26 protein-coding genes and 1 rRNA gene are annotated in these 22392 nt (G+C 45.7%); 16 read left to right on the forward strand and 11 right to left on the reverse strand.

Features of this window, described 5'->3' with window-relative positions:
- Positions 1-29 precede the first annotated feature (29 nt).
- The gene (gene iolB / locus AC3ITG_RS01430) at positions 30-839 is read left to right on the forward strand and encodes a 5-deoxy-glucuronate isomerase (RefSeq protein WP_489252580.1); all 810 of its coding nucleotides are present in this window, start codon (positions 30-32) and stop codon (positions 837-839) included.
- Between the two features lie 103 nt (positions 840-942).
- Positions 943-1956 carry a LacI family DNA-binding transcriptional regulator gene (locus AC3ITG_RS01435; RefSeq protein WP_489252581.1) on the forward strand — a complete coding sequence of 338 codons (1014 nt, stop codon included), beginning with the start codon at positions 943-945 and terminating at the stop codon, positions 1954-1956.
- Positions 1957-2039: 83 nt separating this feature from the next.
- Here the strand turns inward: AC3ITG_RS01435 and AC3ITG_RS01440 are convergent, their stop codons facing one another.
- Positions 2040-2189: a hypothetical protein gene (locus AC3ITG_RS01440; protein ID WP_157258625.1), complete on the reverse strand. Its 150-nt coding sequence runs from the start codon at positions 2187-2189 to the stop codon at positions 2040-2042.
- A gap of 158 nt (positions 2190-2347) precedes the next feature.
- On the opposite strand from AC3ITG_RS01440, the gene AC3ITG_RS01445 reads away from it, so the two are divergent.
- Both AC3ITG_RS01445 and AC3ITG_RS01450 read left to right on the forward strand, forming a co-directional pair.
- The gene (locus AC3ITG_RS01445; RefSeq protein WP_079697754.1) at positions 2348-2857 is read left to right on the forward strand and encodes a hypothetical protein; all 510 of its coding nucleotides are present in this window, start codon (positions 2348-2350) and stop codon (positions 2855-2857) included.
- On the forward strand, positions 2854-3348 hold the full coding sequence (locus AC3ITG_RS01450) for a GNAT family N-acetyltransferase (protein WP_489252582.1): 495 nt from the start codon (positions 2854-2856) through the stop codon (positions 3346-3348). Before AC3ITG_RS01445 ends, AC3ITG_RS01450 begins: the two co-directional genes overlap by 4 nt.
- 157 nt (positions 3349-3505) lie before the next feature.
- Here the strand turns inward: AC3ITG_RS01450 and AC3ITG_RS01455 are convergent, their stop codons facing one another.
- The 3 genes from AC3ITG_RS01455 to AC3ITG_RS01465 form a co-directional block, all read right to left on the reverse strand.
- Complete coding sequence (locus tag AC3ITG_RS01455; RefSeq protein WP_064642872.1) at positions 3506-3865, reverse strand: STAS/SEC14 domain-containing protein; 360 nt, start codon at positions 3863-3865, stop codon at positions 3506-3508.
- Between the two features lie 231 nt (positions 3866-4096).
- A complete protein-coding gene (locus tag AC3ITG_RS01460; protein ID WP_489252583.1) occupies positions 4097-4897 on the reverse strand; it encodes a DUF4261 domain-containing protein in 801 nt (266 codons plus the stop codon).
- A gap of 119 nt (positions 4898-5016) precedes the next feature.
- Complete coding sequence (locus AC3ITG_RS01465) at positions 5017-5373, reverse strand: DUF1304 domain-containing protein (RefSeq protein ID WP_162842469.1); 357 nt, start codon at positions 5371-5373, stop codon at positions 5017-5019.
- 263 nt (positions 5374-5636) lie between these two features.
- Between AC3ITG_RS01465 and AC3ITG_RS01470 the strand changes: the two genes are divergently transcribed.
- Complete coding sequence (locus AC3ITG_RS01470; RefSeq protein ID WP_489254392.1) at positions 5637-6170, forward strand: MOSC domain-containing protein; 534 nt, start codon at positions 5637-5639, stop codon at positions 6168-6170.
- A 64-nt stretch (positions 6171-6234) separates the two neighbouring features.
- Here AC3ITG_RS01470 and AC3ITG_RS01475 read toward each other — a convergent pair whose 3' ends face one another.
- The 3 genes from AC3ITG_RS01475 to AC3ITG_RS01485 are packed head-to-tail and all read right to left on the reverse strand — an operon-like array spanning position 6235 to position 8348.
- Positions 6235-7044: a DUF6597 domain-containing transcriptional factor gene (locus tag AC3ITG_RS01475; RefSeq protein ID WP_489252584.1), complete on the reverse strand. Its 810-nt coding sequence runs from the start codon at positions 7042-7044 to the stop codon at positions 6235-6237.
- Positions 7041-7586: an AAA family ATPase gene (locus AC3ITG_RS01480; protein ID WP_489252585.1), complete on the reverse strand. Its 546-nt coding sequence runs from the start codon at positions 7584-7586 to the stop codon at positions 7041-7043. Before AC3ITG_RS01480 ends, AC3ITG_RS01475 begins: the two co-directional genes overlap by 4 nt.
- A gap of 24 nt (positions 7587-7610) precedes the next feature.
- Entirely contained in the window at positions 7611-8348 is a 738-nt protein-coding gene (locus tag AC3ITG_RS01485; RefSeq protein ID WP_489252586.1) for a WecB/TagA/CpsF family glycosyltransferase, read from the reverse strand.
- A gap of 250 nt (positions 8349-8598) precedes the next feature.
- Between AC3ITG_RS01485 and AC3ITG_RS01490 the strand changes: the two genes are divergently transcribed.
- Positions 8599-9048, forward strand: coding sequence for an SRPBCC family protein (locus tag AC3ITG_RS01490; protein ID WP_053779077.1), 450 nt, complete (start codon positions 8599-8601; stop codon positions 9046-9048).
- Positions 9049-9242: 194 nt separating this feature from the next.
- On the opposite strand, the gene pyk is transcribed toward AC3ITG_RS01490, so the two are convergent.
- Positions 9243-10658 carry a pyruvate kinase gene (gene pyk / locus AC3ITG_RS01495; RefSeq protein ID WP_076292255.1) on the reverse strand — a complete coding sequence of 472 codons (1416 nt, stop codon included), beginning with the start codon at positions 10656-10658 and terminating at the stop codon, positions 9243-9245.
- A 112-nt stretch (positions 10659-10770) separates the two neighbouring features.
- Between pyk and AC3ITG_RS01500 the strand changes: the two genes are divergently transcribed.
- Positions 10771-11550 (forward strand): helix-turn-helix domain-containing protein, encoded by a 780-nt coding sequence (locus tag AC3ITG_RS01500; protein WP_489252587.1) that lies wholly within the window; start codon positions 10771-10773, stop codon positions 11548-11550.
- A gap of 143 nt (positions 11551-11693) precedes the next feature.
- Here AC3ITG_RS01500 and AC3ITG_RS01505 read toward each other — a convergent pair whose 3' ends face one another.
- Positions 11694-12365: a phosphatase PAP2 family protein gene (locus tag AC3ITG_RS01505; protein WP_413374553.1), complete on the reverse strand. Its 672-nt coding sequence runs from the start codon at positions 12363-12365 to the stop codon at positions 11694-11696.
- A gap of 288 nt (positions 12366-12653) precedes the next feature.
- On the opposite strand from AC3ITG_RS01505, the gene AC3ITG_RS01510 reads away from it, so the two are divergent.
- From AC3ITG_RS01510 to AC3ITG_RS01525, 4 genes are all read left to right on the forward strand, one after another.
- Entirely contained in the window at positions 12654-13439 is a 786-nt protein-coding gene (locus AC3ITG_RS01510; protein ID WP_413374555.1) for a CPBP family intramembrane glutamic endopeptidase, read from the forward strand.
- A gap of 145 nt (positions 13440-13584) precedes the next feature.
- Positions 13585-13821 (forward strand): DUF6953 family protein, encoded by a 237-nt coding sequence (locus AC3ITG_RS01515; protein ID WP_413374557.1) that lies wholly within the window; start codon positions 13585-13587, stop codon positions 13819-13821.
- 388 nt (positions 13822-14209) lie between these two features.
- Positions 14210-14410: a cold-shock protein gene (locus AC3ITG_RS01520; RefSeq protein WP_024633772.1), complete on the forward strand. Its 201-nt coding sequence runs from the start codon at positions 14210-14212 to the stop codon at positions 14408-14410.
- A 189-nt stretch (positions 14411-14599) separates the two neighbouring features.
- Positions 14600-14827, forward strand: a complete 228-nt coding sequence (locus AC3ITG_RS01525) for a cold-shock protein (protein WP_024633773.1) — start codon at positions 14600-14602, stop codon at positions 14825-14827.
- Between the two features lie 304 nt (positions 14828-15131).
- On the opposite strand, the gene AC3ITG_RS01530 is transcribed toward AC3ITG_RS01525, so the two are convergent.
- A complete protein-coding gene (locus AC3ITG_RS01530; RefSeq protein ID WP_413374560.1) occupies positions 15132-15491 on the reverse strand; it encodes a hypothetical protein in 360 nt (119 codons plus the stop codon).
- Between the two features lie 163 nt (positions 15492-15654).
- On the opposite strand from AC3ITG_RS01530, the gene AC3ITG_RS01535 reads away from it, so the two are divergent.
- Positions 15655-16395, forward strand: coding sequence for a class I SAM-dependent methyltransferase (locus tag AC3ITG_RS01535; protein ID WP_489252588.1), 741 nt, complete (start codon positions 15655-15657; stop codon positions 16393-16395).
- Between the two features lie 198 nt (positions 16396-16593).
- Here AC3ITG_RS01535 and AC3ITG_RS01540 read toward each other — a convergent pair whose 3' ends face one another.
- Positions 16594-17238 carry a GntR family transcriptional regulator gene (locus AC3ITG_RS01540; RefSeq protein WP_413374564.1) on the reverse strand — a complete coding sequence of 215 codons (645 nt, stop codon included), beginning with the start codon at positions 17236-17238 and terminating at the stop codon, positions 16594-16596.
- 315 nt (positions 17239-17553) lie between these two features.
- On the opposite strand from AC3ITG_RS01540, the gene AC3ITG_RS01545 reads away from it, so the two are divergent.
- From AC3ITG_RS01545 to AC3ITG_RS01560, 4 genes are all read left to right on the forward strand, one after another.
- On the forward strand, positions 17554-17781 hold the full coding sequence (locus AC3ITG_RS01545) for a hypothetical protein (protein WP_489252589.1): 228 nt from the start codon (positions 17554-17556) through the stop codon (positions 17779-17781).
- Positions 17782-17919: 138 nt separating this feature from the next.
- Positions 17920-19113 carry an ornithine--oxo-acid transaminase gene (locus AC3ITG_RS01550; RefSeq protein ID WP_489252590.1) on the forward strand — a complete coding sequence of 398 codons (1194 nt, stop codon included), beginning with the start codon at positions 17920-17922 and terminating at the stop codon, positions 19111-19113.
- 54 nt (positions 19114-19167) lie between these two features.
- The gene (rocF, locus tag AC3ITG_RS01555) at positions 19168-20136 is read left to right on the forward strand and encodes an arginase (protein ID WP_489252591.1); all 969 of its coding nucleotides are present in this window, start codon (positions 19168-19170) and stop codon (positions 20134-20136) included.
- Positions 20137-20818: 682 nt separating this feature from the next.
- A 16S ribosomal RNA gene (locus AC3ITG_RS01560) occupies positions 20819-22370 on the forward strand.
- Positions 22371-22392 lie beyond the last annotated feature (22 nt).

Below are 22392 nucleotides of genomic sequence, written 5' to 3' on the forward strand. Positions count from 1 at the left end.
GGATAAATACGGAAGGAGTGGAAGGAAGCATGTCAGAACGCGTAGTAAAACCTGTGTTGAATCCAAAAGCAGACGGAACGTTGTTGACGGTCACACCAGAGTCTGCGGGCTGGGAATATGTTGGGTTCCAGGTGGTACACCTTGCGGAGGGACAGACCCTAACTCGTGAGAGCGGGGATGAGGAACTCTGTATTGTACTTCTCAGCGGCTTGGCGAATGTAAGTACTCGTGAATACACGTGGGAGAATATCGGGAAAAGAATGAGTGTTTTTGAGAAAATTCCTCCGTATTCTATTTACGTATCCAGTTCAGATCGAGTGGAGTTAACAGCTCTTACCCCATTGGAGATTGCCATATGTGCGGCACCAGGTAAAGGTACGTATCCTGCTCGTCTGATTGCCCCGGAAGATGTAGGTGTTGAGACGCGTGGTTACGGCAACCTGGAACGACAGATTCACAACATTTTGCCGGAACAAAAAGAAGCAGACAGTCTGCTTGTCGTTGAGGTGTTCACCCCAGATGGACATTGGTCTAGTTATCCGCCGCATAAACATGACCGGGACGCTCTGCCTGACGAATCATTGCTAGAGGAGACGTACTATTTCCGAGTGCAGCCTGAGCAGGGGTTTGCCATCCAACGGATATACACAGATGATCGAGCTGTAGATGAGACGCTTGCAGTGAACAACGGTGAAGTCGTGCTTGTTCCGTGTGGATACCATCCGGTAGGTGCTCCTCCGGGATACGAGGTCTACTATCTGAATGTGATGGCAGGACCAACCCGGACCTGGAAGTTTCATAACGACCCAGACCATGATTGGCTGATGAATAAAAAGTAGTATCGGCTTCAAGTTGCGTATGCGGACTTCCCCCTGCATAATGAGAAGATACGATTACCTATATATAAGGGAATTTATATATAGCACAAATGGGGAAAAAACAATGAAAGCAACCATATATGATATAGCACGCGAGGCGGGGGTATCCATTGCAACCGTCTCACAGGTCATTAACGGCAAAGGTAAAATTAGCGAGAAGCGGCGTGCCGAGATTATGGAGATCATGGAGCGTCTTCACTACCAGCCGAGCGCTATTGCTGCCGCACTTACGGGTAAGCAGACATACACGCTCGGGCTGCTCGTGCCCGATATCTCCAATCCGTATTTTGCCGAGCTGGCCAGAGCGGTAGAGGATCGCAGTCGGCAGTTGGGTTATAGCGTCGTGATTTGCAGCACAGACAATAAGGACGAGCGGGTAGAGCGGTATTTGAATCTGCTTCAGCAAAAAAGGGTCGACGGCATGATGATCGGAACAGGTATCGATAATGCCGAGATTCTGTCTCCACTCCTGCAACAGTCCATACCTGTTGCTCTGATTGCCCGTCATATGCCGTCGTTGTCGGTACATACCGTTGCGATCGATGACAGGCTTGGCGGCGCCTTGGCAGCACAGCATCTGCTTGAATTGGGTCATACTCACGTAGCGGTGCTGTCCGAATCGTTCAAAGTCAGCAGCAGTCAGGAACGCGTACGCGGATTTCGTGAAGCATTGGAGAAGGAGGGTTTTTCTCTTGAAGCCGATCAGGTGAGAGAGTCATCTGCCGATCTGGGTTCAGCCAAAAAAGAGGCGCTCGTGCTGCTCACTAAAAAAAATCGAGCCACAGGCATCTTCTGCTGCAACGACATGCAGGCAATTGGTGCGCTTCAAGCTGCCAAAGAACTAGGCCTGCGTGTGCCTGAAGATGTATCAATCATCGGATTCGATAATACGATTCTAGCTTCGGTAACCAACCCGCCTCTAACGACGGTTGCCCAACCTATTGAGGATCTGGGGCGTCGTGCCGTTGATTTATTAATTGATGAGCTAAAAGATGAAGGTAAATCACCGCAAAAAATTGTCCTGAAGCCTGAATTGGTCATTAGAGACTCAACAGGAAAGGTATCAGATCAATCTTAAGACTACAGCCCGGTCCTGAAACATATACGTCGTCCACATAAAACAAGCCGCGTGCACCTAAGGGTGAACGTGGCTTGTTTGAGTTAAATCTTGAACTTCTTCACTTCTTCGTACAGTGTATTGGCATGCTGCGCCAGCTCATTGGAACGTTCCGAGATGCTTGTAATGTAATTGAACTGTTCCTGCGTGGAAGAAGCAACCTCTTCCGTGGAAGCCGCACTCTGTTCCGACATGGCTGCAACACTGGAGATCATTATGAAGAGGTTTTTTCTTTATAAAATGCATGTATTTAATGGGTTATTTTAATGATCTAGAACAATATTTGGATGAGGTGGTATACTTATAATGACTTTAATTTTCCTGATTCACCCAATAACGAGAGGAGAGCTCAATGAAAAAAAGAACCAAAACCATTCTTGGTGTGGTCGTTGTACTCGTGATTGCAGCTATTACGATACCAATGTACATTTCGAGACAATATACCACCTTTCGAGCTGAAGTCACGGATCATATGAGTATGCTGGATACACTGGACATTCTGATTATCAAAAAAATACCGACCACCGATCCATACGATGAAGAAGAAGTGACTATTAAAGATCCCCAAGAGATTAGAAAGATATTAAAGCTTACGAAGGATATCGAATTAAGAAGAGTAAAGCAAATAGATATCTCCGAGCGATCGGAGGGGAACCCATATTACTATGACTGGCAGCTTTTGACGAAGAAAGAAGATCGATTTACAGAAGGCTTTGGAATTACGTTTTATAACGAACATGCCGTCTCTATCTACAGCGGATACAAAACGAGAGATCAACTTGAAAATTATGAAATTACCAATGATTTTAATTTAAATGAAATGGAACGCCTCTTTACCAATTTGAAGGAGGGGAAAAAATGACGGAATATCAATTACGTCCGATTGAAGAGCAGGATATCCCTTTTCTGTGGGAGATGTTGTATGCATCCATGTTCAAGCGGGAGGGCGAAGAGCCTTTTGAACCTGAGATCATTCATAGCCCCGGCATGTCCAAGTACGTTGAAGGCTGGGGGAGAGAGGGAGATTTCGGATTTATCGCCGTGGATTCTCAAGGCAAACGTATGGGTTCGGTGACGTTGCGATTTTTTAATGAGCAGAATGCGGGATATGGTTATGTAAATGCGGCTACACCCGAGATGGGAATGGCTGTGGTTGAGACAGTGCGTGGCAAAGGAATAGGCACCCGTCTCATTCAGGCGGCGTTAGAAGAGGCTCGAAAGCGGGATATTGACGCCGTTTCGCTCAGTGTTGATCCAGATAACGAAGCAATTCGGCTTTATCGGCGTTTCGGATTCGTCGAACATGGCATGTGTGGTACATCTGTAACGATGGTTTGCATGATAAACCCATGACCTTATCGCAAACAGATGAACATATTCATTTCATATGGAGAGTTTGCAAAATACAAAAAGGCGTTCCCCTCATATGCTGGGAAGCGCCTTAAGATATATATGCCTGCATGTTCATCGCACCATATTTCCATTATGCTCACATAACAGCCCTATTTAATTAGTTCAATAAAAATGCCAAAGCTTCATCATATGTTTCCCATTGAAATTCGGTCTGATGCTGCGATTCTTTGGAAATCCGGTTCAGCTGCATTTTGGCAATCGCCCCGCCTACCGCTACACTCGCACGCTTCATGCCCCACTGTGCCAGCAGCTTCTGGTGCTCCACCATTTTCTCTTTTGTATCCTGAGGAAATGCCTTCATATTGCGCATGTCTACCAGCACATCAAATGAATTACCCAATTGCTCAGCTATTTTTTTTATCTCGGTATTGGTTTGTTCCACCTGTTCAGGAGAGACCATTCCTTCCCAAACTATTTCAATAATAGGTTTAGGTGAATCCAATCGTTTTACAGACATTTGGCAACTCCCTTACGATAAAATATTTATGTACGATATAAGTCTATTGACCTATTAATTATACCCTCAATTTGCAGAGATGAAAACAAAGTTCACTATTTTATAATACTTATGAACTATGTCCTCCTAGCAGATACAATTTCAGGGAAACGTATGTTGATGAGCTAAATCGGAAATCAAACATAAAAAAGCCGCCCAGTCACGAGGAATCTGGACGGCTCTTAACGATGCCTAAAAACCAATATTCAAGCTGCTACCCTCTGTGGCTATTCCTTCCGAGCGGTTGATGGGCAGCTTTTGTTCTGCTGAGAAGCCGAGCGTCTCGCCGTCATGCAGGGTTACATCGTTTTCAACAACATAAGTCGCAGTCATATACATCATTTCAAATACTTCACTTAACGGCTTTGCGGATTGAGTGATTTCCATCTCCTCTTTCCCGAAGTTGCGTAACCCATAAGTGTAGGCCGATGCGCCTTCAGGACTTTGAAATAGTCCGATGAAAATCCAGAGGGAGACGGGCAGCTCACCATCCTTGATTGAACGACTGATGTCCACGTACTGGCCTGCTTCCACCACAAGTGGCGCCATATATATAGCCAACGCATGGTCCAGCTGGAGCAAGGCACTCGCTGTTTGGGTGAACAGAATATGTGCCTGAATGGCGTCAGTTGCATTCAGTACAGAAACAATAATCTGAGATTGATGTCTTGAAGTGACTTGCACCGCGTCCTGCCACAGCACATTTAATTTGGCATTTTCCTCTACTTCGTGGTCAGGAATAGGAGCATTAATGTGTGCACACACCACTTGCATTCCATCCACTTCGAAAAAAAGATTGCCTTCCTCCGGACGTTCGTCAATCTCAATATTCCACTCGTTTTTCATCGTGCTAATGAAGTGATCAAAATTACAATCTTCGTGCTCCAGCAAAACAAATCCAACGATAGTTTCGCTATATGGAGCAGTATGTACGGCTCCACCTGCGGTGGAGTTTTCCTTTTTGCGGCGTCGAAGCTTGTCAAACAGTCCCATAAAACGTTCTCCTTTCCAGACCAATTACAGTGATTAGGCATAATCCGATGCCTTTATAACCATACCTTACCACATTGGAGCTTTTAATGAATCCCGGCATGGTAATGGCCATCAGGTGATCAGAGGAAAAGAACGAGAAGTAATGCAATAATCGCAGGCAGCCCTTGTTTGATAATGATGGACCGAGTAGCGGTTACACCTCCGTAGAGGGCGGCGATAATGACACATGCTAGGAAGAAGATCTGAATGTGCTGTCCGACGGATGCATCTGGATAAACGAGACCCCAGATCAAACCTGCGGCCAAAAATCCATTATACAGACCTTGATTGGCTGCCAGGGACTTGGTGGATTCCGCTAGTTCAGGGGTAAGACCGAACGTCTTCATCGTGCGTGGACGGGTCCACAGGAACATCTCCATCACCATGATGTAGAAGTGCTCAATGGCTACAATAGCCACGAAAATGATACTAATCAAAAGAAACACCTTGCTTTCTTATATGTCATTTATTTACTTGTCCCACTCAGTATAAATGTTTGCCATCCGAACTGAAAGTATAAATTTAATTTTACACAAATTAATTGTGTAATTTGTTAATGGGTTCATGATTCTCGTTTAAAATGAAGCCGCGGATTAAGTACAAAGATAATCATACGCTGATTGTCGAAAATCCATTCATTGGGTAATAATGAACAATAAAGAAGTGAACTTACTCATGGAAAAGGGGGATTAGCGTGGGTGTGGGAACCGTTCAATTCGTCCTGCTGGCGGATGATCCATCAACGTTTGTTACACGAGTCGTACCTTTTATCGATATTGAGCTCGCTGGAATTCCGAGTGATCGGCATTACGGTCTGTTGCGCCCAGCGGACTCCCGCCAGAAAATATACAAACGGGGAACGCCAATCGCAAATCGTAGGCAAATCAGTATTGTCTCAGAAGAGGAATGTGCTCTCATAGCACAGAAGATGAATATTCCTGAAGTACGCCCGGAGTGGATCGGTGCCAACATGCTGATCCGTGGCGTTGAAAAGTTGACGGAGCTTCCTGTCGGGACCCGACTTCTGTTCCCGGATGGAACCGGGCTGATCTGCGAAGGGGAGAATCTGCCTTGTGTACACCCTGGAAAAATCATTGAGCAAGTCTACGAACAGGATGGTTTGCGCAAAAAGTTCGTGCCAGCCGCCCGCAAAAAACGCGGAATCGTCTGTTCAGTCGAGCGTGAAGGCATCATCCGTACCGGAGATACCATCGAAGTTATTCGCCTGTCCTGAGGTCTCAGGACAGGTTTTTGTATTACAGTCGAATCCGCTTGCTGCGACTGTAGTTAATCTTAGTTTATCCTCTGGAATGGACGTATTCTTCAGGTGTGCTGCCGATAATGGACTTGAAGTCTTTGATAAAATGCGACTGATCGTGATATCCAAGGTCCTGGGACAGCCTAACCAGATCGCAATCCATACCCCGCTCCATCAGCTCAGCAGCATTTTGCAGGCGGTAGAGTTTGATCACCATTTTGGGGCTGATGCCCACATACTGATTGAACAGGCGCTGGAGCTTTCTTGTGTGCATATTCCAGGAGGCAGATAAATCATCGACTCTCAACATATCCCGATGTTGCTCAATATATAGCACAATCTGGCTAACCAGAATGGCTTGATCATCAGGAGGAGGGAGGTGTTTACAGAGAAGCTGATCCATATAACTGACTTTGTCCGCATCACTCCCGTCCCCGAGCAGACGTTCTTCGAGCAGTGGAGCATCAACATCAAGCACACCAGAGACATTCAAGGGGTTTCCATACAATGTGGAAACGGGAGTGCGAATGAATGGATAGAAGCCCCCAGGCTTAAACTTCACCCCAAACACGCTTCCTTTTCCACGGACGAGATAGGAGAACTTCTGTCCAGATGGACCGAAGAAAAAGGTGTTTCCCCGCTCTACCACCAGATTGACACATGGATTGGGAACCACATGCTGAGGATAAGGATCATGCCCGGTAAGATCCCAGGAGACGATCCAGAAATGCTTGACCAAAGAACTCAATGCTTCGGAAGGGGCATACCGTGTCAGGCAATATCTCTTGTCGCCCTCATCCAGATTCAGAAGACCCATACTGGGTCTGACAGCATGATCTGCATGTTTCATTTTGCCGATTCCTCCAAGTATCTCGTCAATTCTGCTTCGTTACGAACAATGCACAATTTATGTTGGTGAGGCTGCAAAAACGCCATGATTAGCGCTTTTTCCTTACGGTCATGTTGATAGCTCCATTTATACATCCGCCAAAGCATGGTAAAAGTCTGTCTATAATTTCCTTGTTCCAGCCCGAGCTTCTGTACTGTGAAACGTTTGAGAATGCGCACATTCCTTTTCCACACGGGGGTATTCAAATAGACGATAAGATCAGCCTGCTCGAAACTTCTTGCCACCCATTCATAATGTACACCTTCAATAATCCACTGATTGGAATGCACAGCTTTTTGCAGGAGTGTGTCCCGCGTCTCTGGGCTATTGCGAATATCCTGTCCTTGAGGTACACGGTGCCACACAATGTTGTCGAGCTCATAATAAGGAAGGTCTAGCCTCGCGGATAAATGGCGGGCCAGTGTAGACTTGCCGCTGCCGACTGAGCCGATAATATGTATTTTGTTTGGCCTGAATTTGATCTTGGATTCTTCACCGACCATTCCGTAACCAGTCCCCCTTGATATTTACCTTTGCTCTCTGAACAACAACGCACGGACAGCGAAACGTGGCAAAATGAGTTGTCTGCGCCACCTTGAAGGCTGGCTGAGCAGTCGATAAAGCCATTCCAAATTAAGCTTCTGCCATATCGCAGGTGCTCGTTTGGTTTTGCCGGCCAGAATATCCAGGCTACCCCCGACTCCGATGGCTACACGAGCATTGAGTTGGTGGCGATATTTATTGATCCAGTGTTCAGCATTAGGTGCTCCTAAGGCCACGATAAGAAAATCAGGTTGTGCCTCGTGAATCTCTTCTACAATGCTTTGCTCCTCGTCCGTTGTGAAAAATCCATGTTGTCTGCCACGAACAATGACTCCCGGATAGTTTTGCGCAATAACCTCCACAGCCCGCTTACTGACAGGTTCTTCTGCCCCGAGCATATAAAAGGACCAATTCTTCCGGTTGCCTTCCTCCAACAAACGGAAAAGCAGGTCACAACCTGTTACCCGTTCAGTCAATTGTCCACCCCGAAAGCGGGATACCATAACTATGCCCGCGCCATCAGCGGTCACAATGCCTGCCTGATCCACCACCGAACGAAGTGCCTGATCCTTCTGGCAGGACATGACGATTTCCGGATTGCCTGTAATGACATGGAACAGTTCAGATTGTCTCTGATAGACTACATCACTAAGAATTGTAACCGTCTGATCCATAGTTATATTGGGAAAAGGGATTCCCATAATTTTTGTTGTTTGGTTCATATTTCGGTTCCTTTCTGGATGCTAACTATCCTTCTCCAACGTATAATTCCTGTTATTTCATTCCATTTTAGCATGAAAACATAAAAATATACCGGACGAAAAGTGCGGATTATCAAGTTTCATGGTATCTTAAATCGTTTATTTTCGCTGTTGTCGCGTTTTTACAATACGCCGTTTGGGGTATAACGGTAGGATAGTGTTGCAAGCAAGTGTCAGTTCCTTCAATACAACACATAAAGGAAGTGAGTTCATGGAATTGAAATATGAGTTCTATATTAATGCTGGACAGGAAGATGTGTGGAATGCCCTGATCTCGCCGGACGGTACACGGAGCAGCTTTTTTGGCAGTGAACTTCGTTCCAATTTCCAACCGGGTCAGCCGTTCGCCTATGTAGGACCTGGGAATGATGGTGCAGAGACGGTTCATGTGTACGGCGATATTCTGGAATTCGAACCTTTATCCCTATTAAGTTACCTTGAACATCCCGGACCTTCCTATCACGCCAATCACGCTGAGCTTCAATCCAGAGTAGTGTTCCAACTGGAGACGGTAGGGGAATGTACGAAGTTAACATTGATCAATGACCAATTTACGGACAACCATCCATCCTTTGCGAACGCACAGAGTAACTGGTGGATGATATTGAGCAGTATCAAGACATGGGTAGAGACGGGCAAAACGCTGAATTTTGGCTGGTAAAGGTTCCGATAACGAACCGAGAGAATATATAAATATAACATCATAGCAATATGAAAAAAGCGCTGATAAAGCGTTTTTTCTTAATCGATTGTTGAATGATAAAATGAATTGCATAAGAAAAATCCACCGAGACGCATTTCTGCTCTCGGTGGATTTTTGTATTTTCAACGATATATGCAATTCTATCTGTTGAATTATACTTGTTGAACTTTGATCAAGTTGGTGTTACCGGATTGACCGATAGGTACGCCAGCAGACAATACGATGATGTCCCCTTTTTCGATATAACCGGTTTTGATTGCATTGCGAGTAGCTGACTCGAACATTTCATCGGTTGTTGTTACTTTGTCGCCCATAACCGGAATGACACCGGAGAGCAGGCAGATTTTCGCAAGTACTTCTTCATGCTGTGTAACCGCGATGATCGGTGCTTTCGGACGATATTTGGAGATCATACGCGCCGTAAATCCACTCTCGGTAGAAGTGATGATCGCTTTGGCATTCAGGACGAGGGAAGAACTAACTGCTCCCTGACTGATAACTTCGGTAATATCAGCTACTTGTTGAGCGGATTTTTGGTTGAATTGTTCTTTGTAATCAATCATCGTTTCAGCACGGCGAGCAACAGCAGCCATAGTGCGAACGGATTGTACCGGATATTTACCTGCTGCCGATTCACCAGACAACATAACAACGTCTGCGCCTTGAAGAACAGCGTTAGCTACGTCACTAACTTCGGAACGAGTTGGGCGCGGATTCACTTGCATGGATTCCAGCATGTGTGTTGCTACGATAACCGGTTTACCCGCACGGTTACATTTATCGATCATTTCTTTTTGCATCATAGGTACGTCTTCAATCGGTACTTCAACCCCGAGATCTCCACGAGCTACCATGATACCGTCAGATGCTTCAATGATATCGTCCAGGTTGGTCATACCTTCCTGGTTTTCGATTTTGGAGATAATTTGTACATGATCTACACCGCGTTCTTTCAGGATGCTGCGAATTTCACGAATGTCGTCGCCTTTACGAACAAAGGAAGCAGCGATGATTTCGATACCGTTTTCGATCCCGAATCCGATGTGCATAACGTCACGTTCCGTTACACCTGGCAAAGTCGTTTTGATTCCTGGCAAGTTAACCCCTTTACGTGGTTTCAGAATGCCGCCGCTGATGATTTTACAGTGAATATCTGAACCTTCCACGGACAGTACAGTCAGATCCACCAAACCATCATCGATGAGAATGCGATCTCCAGGTTTTACAACGAGGTTCAATTCTGGATAGTTTACTGAGATACGCTCAGCGTCACCAAGAATTTCTTCGGTAGTCAGGATAAGCTCCTTACCCGCTTGCAGATGGCAGGATGCTTCTTTCAGTTTGCCAATACGAACTTCCGGTCCCTTGATATCCATCATAATCGGTACGTACGTATTCAATTCGGAGGCCGCTTTGCGGATATTGTTAATCCGTGCCACGTGATCTTCCAGCTCTCCGTGAGCCATGTTCAGACGGGCAACAGTCATCCCTTCCTGAATCATTACTTTTAACAATTCGATTGAGTCACAAGCAGGTCCCATAGTACAAATAATTTTTGTTTTCAACATGCTATTTTCCTCCTCATATGTTTGCTTATATGTGTATTGTAGCGTTTTCTGTCGAATCAAGGTATGAACTATAGTACAATGATTAGAATATAGTCCAATAATGAGGTGTGTTATGGTCACTCCATTAGAAGTACGACACATTAATGGTGTCGGTTGGTACGAAGAAGCGGTGCAGTCAAAGGCAACTTGGCGGTTAAGCTTGGTTACTTATGGAAAATGTGTATATTGGGTGAACGGAGAGAAGCAGATCATGGAAAAGGGGGAGCTCCTGTTAATCCCCGCTGGCATTCCGTATTACGGCAAAAGCATTCCTACCGTAACCCACACGCAAATTGTTGTTCAATTACAGGGGGATCATGCGCAAGGTTTGCCCGCGCTGGAACGGAGTGAGGCCTTGCGACATAAGCCCGGATGTTATGAACTGATTCATGAACGCATGAAAGCCATCCAACAACAATGGCAGGAACGTCCGTCTTATTATGTCATGATGAGCCAAGCCTTATTGATGGAAGTGCTTATTTATATAAATAGGGAACTGGACCGTGGTGTTATTCCGCCGGAGAGACATGTTCATGCGGAGCGGATGAAGCGATACATTGCGCGGCATTACCGGGAGAAAGTTACGAAAGAAGAGCTCGGGGACGAGATCGGTAAAACCCCGAATTACGCCGCCGCGTTATTTAAAAGCATGACGAATCAGACGATCAGCCAATATGTTCATGATCAACGGATGAAAAGGGCGGTGTATTTGCTTACCGAGTCACAGCTCTCCATTCAGGAAATTGCAGAATTTCTCGGTTACCGTGATCTGTCTTATTTTTACCGGGTATTCAAGCGTTTAATGGGAACTCCTCCATCTGATTTGCTCCATGAACGTCCACCTATTGTATGAAAGACAAGGTTGTCATGGTCTCGTCTTGAAAAGTTCTTACATTTAAGTATCAACATAAATCACGCAAAAAAAAGAGGGCCTCGGCCCTCTTTTTGGTCTCATGACAGTCGAATTAATCCTGCCTTTGCAATATAAATCATATACTAAGCGTTGCTGCTTGTATTTGTAGCCGTGATTGGCTGCTTTGTTTTTTTGTTTGCCAGACCTGCGCGAACCGCAAATACATGCACAGCCCAATACGCTGCTTCCGCGAATAGAATGCCGCCTGCTACATCCAGCAACGAATGCTGCTTCACAAACACCGTCGAAGCAATGATCAGCCACAGCCATATCGACCAGGAGATCCGCGCCAGTGGTTTGAAGTTCAAATGGCGATTGATGATAATGAAGAGCAGATAACTTGTGAGACAGTGGATGCTTGGAAAACAGTTAAATGGAGCATCATTGGTGTAGATAAATTGTACGAGCGCGCTGCTTAGGCCTGTTCCGATAGCTTCCGGCCGCGGCACGTAAGTAGGGAAGACCGCAAAAACGATATTGGCTGCGATTACTCCTACGTTATAGGTAATTATCATACGCCAGAATAGCGATTTGTTCGTTAGACCCAAATAAAGAAATCCAAGATACAGAATCGGCATCCAACTGACATAAGGATAAATAAATTCTTTGATAAAAGGAATCTGTGTATCAATCCAGGCATAATTGTAGAAGACATCACTTCCGGTGTTACTACCCAACAAAACATAAATGGAACCTTGAAGCGGTATACATAAGATTGCCAGCAAATGTCCCCAGCGCAAAAATAATGCTTTCATAGTATCCCCCTGATTTCGTTCTTCTTCATTTTAACTCTCCATATATATGACGTTGCAAAAGTGTCGTACCCCTGCAGCGATTCATTCTATTACTACTATAATGGACAGATTAGTACTTGAGCCATACCTGATTGTAAGGTAAAAGCTGTAAGAGGAATTCTCTTTTTTGTTACTTTTATAGTTTTATCCAGAAAAGGATACCCGAATATCCAGTAGATATGATACAACTAAATTGTCATATTAGTTCATGTGACAACCACTAAAGATGAAATGAGGCTGGTACAATCTATGAAAACCCCGCAATCCAGGCAAAACCAATCCTTTTCCACGCGTAGGCCCGTGCTGACGGTAGTCATTATTGAACTGCTCCTTTTGCTGGCGGTATTCGCGGCAGGAGCGGTTGCAACCGTGAAGCAACTGGATTACACATCACCTGTGCTTATGTCGTTTACTCCAATTGCTCTTGTACTCATCATCTATCTGACTATGCGCCGCAAGTGGGGAGAAACCGGATTCCGTTCCTTAAGAACCATCCCAGCAAGTCATGCAAAGTATTATATTCCGCTACTCCTTGTACTGGGTACTATCGCGCTTAAAGGATTTACAGAATTAACCCTGTCCAAGGTGACTTTTTTTATCTTCTTCACCTTGCTTGTCGCCTTTGTGGAGGAAACCATTTATCGTGGACTTATTTTCAAAACTTTGCTTCGTAAGAGTGCGGTTGCGGCAGTTGTCACTTCAAGTGTTTTATTTTCCGTCACTCATATCATGAATGCATTATCCGGCCAGAGTATGGCAGATACGATTCTGCAACTGATCTATGCACTGCTGCTTGGAGCGGCCCTCGCGCTGTTAATGTTGAAAAACGGAAATATCGTGCCGCTGATCTTGTTTCATTTCATACATAATTTGATTCAATTTCTTGGGGACGACCGGCAAGATACCGGAACACTTCCCTACGATATCTTCATATTGGTTGTGTTGGTTGCTTATTGCGTATGGTTGACGTTTAGCGTTCGAACGAAGTTATCTTCTTCAGAGAGTAGTACACCGGGTAGTTCAGTAGTTCATTAAACGGGTCTGGATCAGTTGCTGCATAACTCTGTTTACCGCCAGCCATGGGGTCGTGGTATACTTCAATCTGGCGGTATGACAGGCTTGTTCATAATCAATCGGAAGTCCGTCCATCCGTACAATGGGTAGATAAATAGGTGATATTGTGGAAAAGACAGCACAGACAGTAGCGGAATGGATGGTACAGGAGATTAAATTCACCGGTACGCTTCATCAGGAAGCTGCAATTGAATATGTAAAGTCCAATTTTGGAGAAGAATTTGTATTTGTAAATGAGAATGGAAATACTTCGTTATCAAAAGAAGTGAAGAAAGCGTTCCGCAAGTTACATCGTGGGCAGATTGCATGGGATCGTGATGCCTTTATGTGGGCATGGACATAGTGTGTTATCTTGTAATGGGTTAAGCTTTCATGGATGTATTGGATATGCATGTCAAAATATTTTATAGAAAATGTATAAGTTGGTTCGGATCTGCATATCCTTTCATAAGACCGCAATGAGCGGCAGGTAAGCGACAAACCCTGTTCCAGCGCGTGCGAATAACATGTATTTCCAAAGCTGTTTGAAAAGAAAATACAAAGATTTGCTTTTTGGAGGAAACGGAGTTATAATAAAAACAAGTTGTAGAGAGTGGAAAACCTAATTCACATATTGTAAAGGGCGATCACTTATAGGTTATGACTGGTACCTTTTTCAATGTGTGAATTTTTATTTGCTTGCTGCAAAGAACAAAGGAACATGTTAATCTTTATTTGGAGGTGTAATTCACATGCAAAACGGAACAGTAAAATGGTTCAACGCTGATAAAGGCTTCGGTTTCATCGAAGTTGAAGGCGGAGAAGATGTATTCGTACACTTCAGCGCTATTACAGGCGAAGGCTTCAAAACGCTGGACGAAGGTCAACGCGTGCAATTTAAAATTGTACAAGGAAACCGTGGTCCTCAAGCAGAAGAAGTTGTAAAACTGTAATTAAAGCATAGCTGCCTTTAACATGTTATAATGGTAAAGGCAGCTTCTTTTTTTTGAGCAGTTATAATGAAAGTCGGCCCAATAGTTGTCGAGACAGAAGTCCAGACGGGACGAAACTTCCGCTAAGTAGTGGCTTCTGTGAAATAACGTCGGATTAGATGTTTTTCCATAACAAAGGGGGTAGAAGTCATGTATAATCGCAAAAAACCGTTGGAAGAGATTCCACAAGCGGATGCGGCAATCTGGGAATGTACGAGCGATACGTGCAAAGGATGGATGCGGGACAATTTTGCGTTTGATAGCGTGCCTACTTGTCCGATATGTGCTTCTGAGATGGTTAGCACGACCAGGATGCTGCCATTGCTTGAAAATTCGAATAGTAATCTGAAAACGATGCCTAAAGGAAATCGGATTTAACATAGCTTACCCGCCTCTAACGAGGTGTTTTTTTTTAAGTTGAACCTGACATCTTGTACAAAGGTAAGGGTATTAAATATGAAGTTCCCGGCATTCGTTTTTGGCGAATGCCTTTTTTATATCTTTTTTCCAATATGTCGCATAATAAAAGGTAATATATCAAATTTACAACAATGTTGGGTGTAAGCTGGGGTAAAGCATCCGTAGTGTTACAGTGGCTGAAGGAGAAACTTTAAGTATGATAAATGACAAACAAAGAACCTTCTCGCTTTATGCGAGAAGGTTCTTCGTTTGTTTGGATAGTTTAGATGAACAGGAATGGAAGCAGGAACAGCGTTGCTACCAGAGCCAGCTCAATCCCTGCTCCAGAGCCGTAACCCCCGTAACCTCTTCCGTATCCTCCACCGTATCCTCCATATCCGTAAGCCGAGGATTTAACTTTCTTTGTTGCAACAGCATTTTTCTTACTGCTTTTTACAAGCTGCTGTTTGGATTTGACTGAACACAGCCGTGGTCCTTCGAAACACCCGTTCAAATAAACTTTACCATCACGACATTGACTAAGCGTACCGTACATATGCTTACCGTCGTTCATAACGAGACAAACGGAACGTCCAACGTGCGGAGAAACCGTCTCTTCACATACCGGATTAATTCTGTACATGTAAATCCTCCTCATTATTGCGGTTGCCGCTTGAAATCAACGGTTTGTATATCATAGTAAAAAGAAGACCGATTGGTATGGACGAGTACCCGGAAATTAGATGGGGAGGAGCCGTTTTTGTATCTGTTCCATACACTGGAGGGAGTAAAAGGGAGGGAATCTCATGGATTATCATGATTTGCTGGCCCGGCTTGGAGAAGGGAGTGCCCATCCGGGAGGGTTTACAGCAACGATGCAACTGTTGGATACGCTGTCTCTGCCTACGCATAGTAAGGTGCTTGAGGTGGGATGTGGTACAGGGAGGACGGCTTGTTATCTGGCTCGAAACGGTTACCGGGTAACTGCGGTGGATCTTAATCGGCAGATGTTGGAGAAAGCGGTGCGACGCGCAAGACGGGAGCGCTTGGATATTCGTTTTATTCAGGCAGACGTGAGATCCTTGCCTTTTCCGGATCATTATTTTGATGTGGTATTTGTAGAGTCTGTCACTATCTTCACCCAGTGGCGAAGTACCCTTGCGGAATATAAGCGAGTGTTGAAGCCAGGTGGTCTCTTCATTGATCGGGAGATGGTGTTATCCGGAAGGAAGACAGAGGTGATGAGCCGTAGGCTGAAACAATTTTACGGAATAAGGACACTGGCGACCATGACTACATGGAAGAAACGTCTCAGACAGAGTGGATTTACTGAAGTCCTGGTCAAGGAACAATCTCGTTCCATGGGAAAGTGGGGCGTGGATCATGATCCTCATCGGGAGATGGATATGAGCTTGTTTGAGGATGAGCAAGTGCAGCGTATGGGTCGCACCAATGATCGTTTGCTTGCGAGATACGGAAAAAGACTGGGGTATGCGGTTTTTGAAGCGAGGGTACCAATGGAGAATGGTAATACCCAGAAAGAGTAGGAAGCATCTGCTCGCGCGGAGGTCGTTGTATTTCATCAATAAATGAATGTGGAAAAATATTTGGTTGATGCCGTACTTGGCATATAAAAAGGCAACCCACTCTAAGGTAGGTTGCCTTTGCCTTCTTTTTTTCGGACTCTAAATCCAATATAAGTAAGTTATGAAGAAACGTCAACTCAAAGGCTTGGACTGAAACCGTTACAGCATATCGTTGTCGATAATGCGCCAGTGGTGCTTCAGCAGAGCTTCCAGTTGCGGTTTATCTTTGGCTCGAAAAGCGCTTAGGATTTGGCGATGTTCTTCATTTACTTCATTAAGTACACTGGATAGCTTCGGCTTATTGTCGCTGACATACGACTGGCGAATAAAGCTGTTTTTTAACGTGTTTAACATCTCGATGACAGTGGCGTTACCGCAGCGCTGGATGTACAGGTTATGAAATTGATATTGATTCTTGCTGTAAGCAGCCAGATCGAGCTGGGTAATATCTTCATCCATCCGTGCAACAAGGGCCTCCATCTCCATGAGCTCAGACGGTTTGAGGTGGTCCGCTGCAAGTGTAGCAGCAAGTGCCTCAAGTGCACCGATGGCCTGCGAGAATTCGAGTTTTTTGCCAGCATCAAAAGGAGCGACGATAAATCCCCTGCGTGGGATATATTGCAGGAGGTTGTCAGAAGTGAGTTGAAATAAGGCTTCCCGAGTAGGTGTGCGGCTGATGTCGAGCTTTTTGCAAATCTCCGCTTCATTAATCTTCTGATTGGGGAGCAGTGTCCCGTCTTGAATTTTCTGTGCGATATAATCGTAAACATGATCTTTCAAGGACCGGTATTTTGGTGCCTCCATACCGAATCCCCCCTTCTGTATATAGTGATGATTGGATGTGTGAGGGTGTAAGCCCTGTAATGGTGCGCCGTTCGGGAGTTTCAAGTTTTTATCATCTTAACACCGAGGGGGGAGTTGGGCAAGCAATCTTAATGATCTAAAGAGATGTTAGTTTCGGGTTACATAAATGACGTTTTGTGGAATTTAAGCGTATAAATGTGTTGAATTCATTGCTATGCAGCTAATTTCTTATTAGTATTACTTACATTAAAGCCCACATATTGTCTGATGTATATTGTATAGAGATAAATTATACTGCCGCAGGCCTTTCGTAACATGCTTCCAGCTATCGGCAATGAATTCGTTATTATCATTAAAGATTCCTCGCTTGTTCCCATGATCGGGATTGCTGAGATTATCTATACAGCCAGAGCTGTTCAGGGGATTACCTTCCAACCGCTTGCCCCGCTACTTGTTGCTGCTGCTGCCCTCTATTTTGTAATTACATTTACGTTGGCCAACCTGCTCACCTGGCTGGAACACAGACTTTCTATGTCCCGATAACGTGGATACGGACTCTGCGAATGAGTGGAATTAGGTGATAGCGGAAAAAGTGAGCAGGAGTCGTAAATGGTCGTGGCGAAGCATACATTGATATTGTATTTTGTATACAATATAATCAAAGAGGGGTGCTGGGAGTATATGTCAGATTCGAAAGTGTTAATGGATTGGTCGGAACGTTATGCTGCACCTAATTATCATCCGCTCCCGATCGTCATTGAGCAGGCGGAGGGAGTATGGGTCGAAGATCCGGAAGATCGCCGTTATATGGATATGTTAAGTGCATATTCGGCATTAAATCATGGGCACAGACATCCAGCAATTATTCAGGCGCTGAAGGATCAGGCAGATCGGGTAACATTAACATCACGGGCATTTCACAGCAGTGCGGCATCACTTTTCTATCAGAAGCTCTCGCAATTTACGGGCAAACCCAAAATTCTTGCCATGAACACGGGAGCTGAAGCGGTTGAAACGGCCGTGAAAGCAGTACGAAGATGGGCATATCGCTGCAAGGGTGTATCGGAAAATCAAGCTGAAATCATCGTATGCTCAGGAAATTTTCATGGAAGAACACTGACGGTCACGTCTTTCTCATCTTCAGAAGAGTACAAAAAAGACTTTGGACCGTTTACACCCGGATTCAAAATCATTCCTTATGGTGACATTGAAGCGCTTAAGCTTGCGATCACACCGAACACGGCCGCTTTCCTTGTGGAACCCATTCAGGGGGAAGCCGGTATTGTCATTCCGCCAGAAGGATATCTTGCTGAAGCCTTTACGCTGTGCAAACAGCACCGGGTGTTGACCGTGGCGGATGAGATTCAGACCGGATTCGGACGAACGGGACGCCGTTTTGCCTCTGACTGGGAGGGGATTGAGCCGGATATCTGGATTATGGGTAAAGCGCTAGGCGGGGGAGTGATGCCTATCTCGGCTATTGCTGCAAATGCAGAAATACTGGATTTGTTTGAACCGGGTTCTCATGGCTCCACATTCGGGGGTAACCCACTCGCTTGTGCCGTGGCTGTCGCGGCACTGAAAGTTCTGGAAGATGAGAAGCTTGCAGAGCGCTCGGAGCGTCTGGGAAATTATTTTATGAAACAGCTTCAGGGAATTCGCAGTTCAGCTGTGCGTGAGATTCGAGGTAGAGGATTGTTCATCGGTGTTGATCTGCATGTACCTGCACGTTCATATTGTGAGAAATTAATGTCTGTTGGACTGCTCTGTAAAGAAACCCATGAGACAACGATCCGTTTTGCGCCGCCACTGACTATTACGGAGGCTGAGATCGACTGGGCGTTGGAACGAATTGCTCAGGTGCTGGGTGACTGAATAAACCTTTCATTCTTTGATTACTTCATATAAGCAGCGAAGGAGCTGACCTACGTGGGAAACAATGATATTGAATCTGCAGGAACGCTGAATGCTTCTAATGAAACGAGCCAATTGCTTTTGCGTCATCATGACGTTGCCATCATTAAGGTTCCTTTTGGACTAGGCGGGGCGCGAGGTGGTGCTGAGCTAGGTCCGGATGAACTAATTACAGCAGGATTGAAACGTGAAATTGCAAGCCTTGGGTTGAATGTATCAAAAGAGATCCGTGTAGATTGTCCCTCAGAGTCTGTTGCTCCAATTGAACGCAACCGTGTGAAATATTTATCCGAGGTTAGACAGGTGAGTGAGCGAGTGTGCAATGAAGTGTCTGGGGCGATATCTGGAGGTGCTTTTCCACTTGTTCTGGGTGGCGATCACAGTGTAGCTATAGGTTCTCTTGCTGGGGTGTCTGCGCATTATTCCAATCTAGGTGTGATCTGGTTTGATGCCCATGCGGATTTGAACACAGAAGAGCGTAGTCTGTCTGGAAATATGCATGGGATGAGTGTTGCTGCAGCTTTGGGGCATTCTGCATTTAACTTGTCTCATATTCCGGGTGCAGGGTCGTTCGTTAATCCTTCCAATCTGGTCTACATTGGCTTACGTGATCTGGATGTGTATGAAAAGGAACAGATCCGAGCGCTTGGCATTAAGAGCTTTACAATGCATGATATTGATCGGATAGGTATACAACAGGTTGTTGAACAGGCGCTGGCTGTAGTCGGGGAAGGAACAGATGGTATTCATATTAGCTTTGATATGGATTGTCTTGATCCGCGTGAGGCTCCGGGTGTGGGTACGCCAGTACCAGGGGGATTGAATTACCGTGAAGCTCATTTCGCACTGGAGCTGCTCGCTTCCACCAACCGAGTCACGTCCATGGATCTGGTGGAAGTTAACCCGCTGTTTGATCAGAACAGGCATACGGCCCGCCTTGGAGTAGAACTGATTGCTTCATTGCTGGGTAAACGGATCTTATAACAATTGTATAGCTATTTCTTGTGCGGATGAATTCATGCTTATATAGAAGGTAAGGTCGAATCATATAATGTAAGGTTATATAAGAGCCAGGGTCAGACTCATCCATACGATCTTCAACTGAGTGAAGATAGGTATGAGTACTTCCCTGGCTATGGTTGTTGGGTGCACTTCTTGATTCCTGAAAAGGGGAAGCGTGAAGTTGGCCTTATAGAGTAATGTTTGGCTAAGCGGGGCTTTCTGTTTCTTTAAGGAGCGTTGGGTAGATATACGAGGGCTCTACTATAGAAGAAAGAGATTGAGATTATCTGAAGAGAAAGTGGTTCTAAAGTTTTTTAAAAATAAAGCTTGCGTTCATAATCTCTACATGGTATATTCTAATTCCGGCCAAGAAAACACGAGAAACACGGTGCGGCAAGCGAATGAAATAAGCTTCGAAAGAAACTTGAAAAAAGAGCTTGCAAAGTTGGTTCGGATGTGATAAGATATAAAAGTTGCTGAGGTGAACAACACCCGGCAGTGAAACAAGTTTGATCTTTGAAAACTGAACAACGAGTGAGTAAACATTCTGCTTGCAGAATGAACGCGAAAGTTTGAGACAAGCCTTGGCTTGAATCAACTGGAGCACAAATGAGATTTTTAATCTCGTCAGTTTCAAAATGAGCTTATCGCTCTTTTCAATACTTTATTGGAGAGTTTGATCCTGGCTCAGGACGAACGCTGGCGGCATGCCTAATACATGCAAGTCGAGCGGACTTGAAGAGAAGCTTGCTTCTCTGATAGTTAGCGGCGGACGGGTGAGTAACACGTAGGCAACCTGCCCTCAAGTTTGGGACAACTACCGGAAACGGTAGCTAATACCGAATAGTTGTTTTCTTCTCCTGAAGAGAACTGGAAAGACGGAGCAATCTGTCACTTGGGGATGGGCCTGCGGCGCATTAGCTAGTTGGTGGGGTAACGGCTCACCAAGGCGACGATGCGTAGCCGACCTGAGAGGGTGATCGGCCACACTGGGACTGAGACACGGCCCAGACTCCTACGGGAGGCAGCAGTAGGGAATCTTCCGCAATGGGCGAAAGCCTGACGGAGCAATGCCGCGTGAGTGATGAAGGTTTTCGGATCGTAAAGCTCTGTTGCCAGGGAAGAACGCTTGGGAGAGTAACTGCTCTCAAGGTGACGGTACCTGAGAAGAAAGCCCCGGCTAACTACGTGCCAGCAGCCGCGGTAATACGTAGGGGGCAAGCGTTGTCCGGAATTATTGGGCGTAAAGCGCGCGCAGGCGGCCATTTAAGTCTGGTGTTTAATCCCGGGGCTCAACCCCGGATCGCACTGGAAACTGGGTGACTTGAGTGCAGAAGAGGAGAGTGGAATTCCACGTGTAGCGGTGAAATGCGTAGATATGTGGAGGAACACCAGTGGCGAAGGCGACTCTCTGGGCTGTAACTGACGCTGAGGCGCGAAAGCGTGGGGAGCAAACAGGATTAGATACCCTGGTAGTCCACGCCGTAAACGATGAGTGCTAGGTGTTAGGGGTTTCGATACCCTTGGTGCCGAAGTTAACACATTAAGCACTCCGCCTGGGGAGTACGGTCGCAAGACTGAAACTCAAAGGAATTGACGGGGACCCGCACAAGCAGTGGAGTATGTGGTTTAATTCGAAGCAACGCGAAGAACCTTACCAGGTCTTGACATCCCTCTGATCGGTACAGAGATGTATCTTTCCTTCGGGACAGAGGAGACAGGTGGTGCATGGTTGTCGTCAGCTCGTGTCGTGAGATGTTGGGTTAAGTCCCGCAACGAGCGCAACCCTTGATCTTAGTTGCCAGCATTTCGGATGGGCACTCTAAGGTGACTGCCGGTGACAAACCGGAGGAAGGTGGGGATGACGTCAAATCATCATGCCCCTTATGACCTGGGCTACACACGTACTACAATGGCCGGTACAACGGGCTGTGAAGCCGCGAGGTGGAACGAATCCTAAAAAGCCGGTCTCAGTTCGGATTGCAGGCTGCAACTCGCCTGCATGAAGTCGGAATTGCTAGTAATCGCGGATCAGCATGCCGCGGTGAATACGTTCCCGGGTCTTGTACACACCGCCCGTCACACCACGAGAGTTTATAACACCCGAAGTCGGTGGGGTAACCGCAAGGAGCCAGCCGCCGAAGGTGGGATAGATGATTGGGGTGAAGTCGTAACAAGGTAGCCGTATCGGAAGGTGCGGCTGGATCACCTCCTTTCTATGGAGAATCGTTTCCCGAG

Source organism: Paenibacillus sp. GL_099_B (assembly GCF_057835695.1).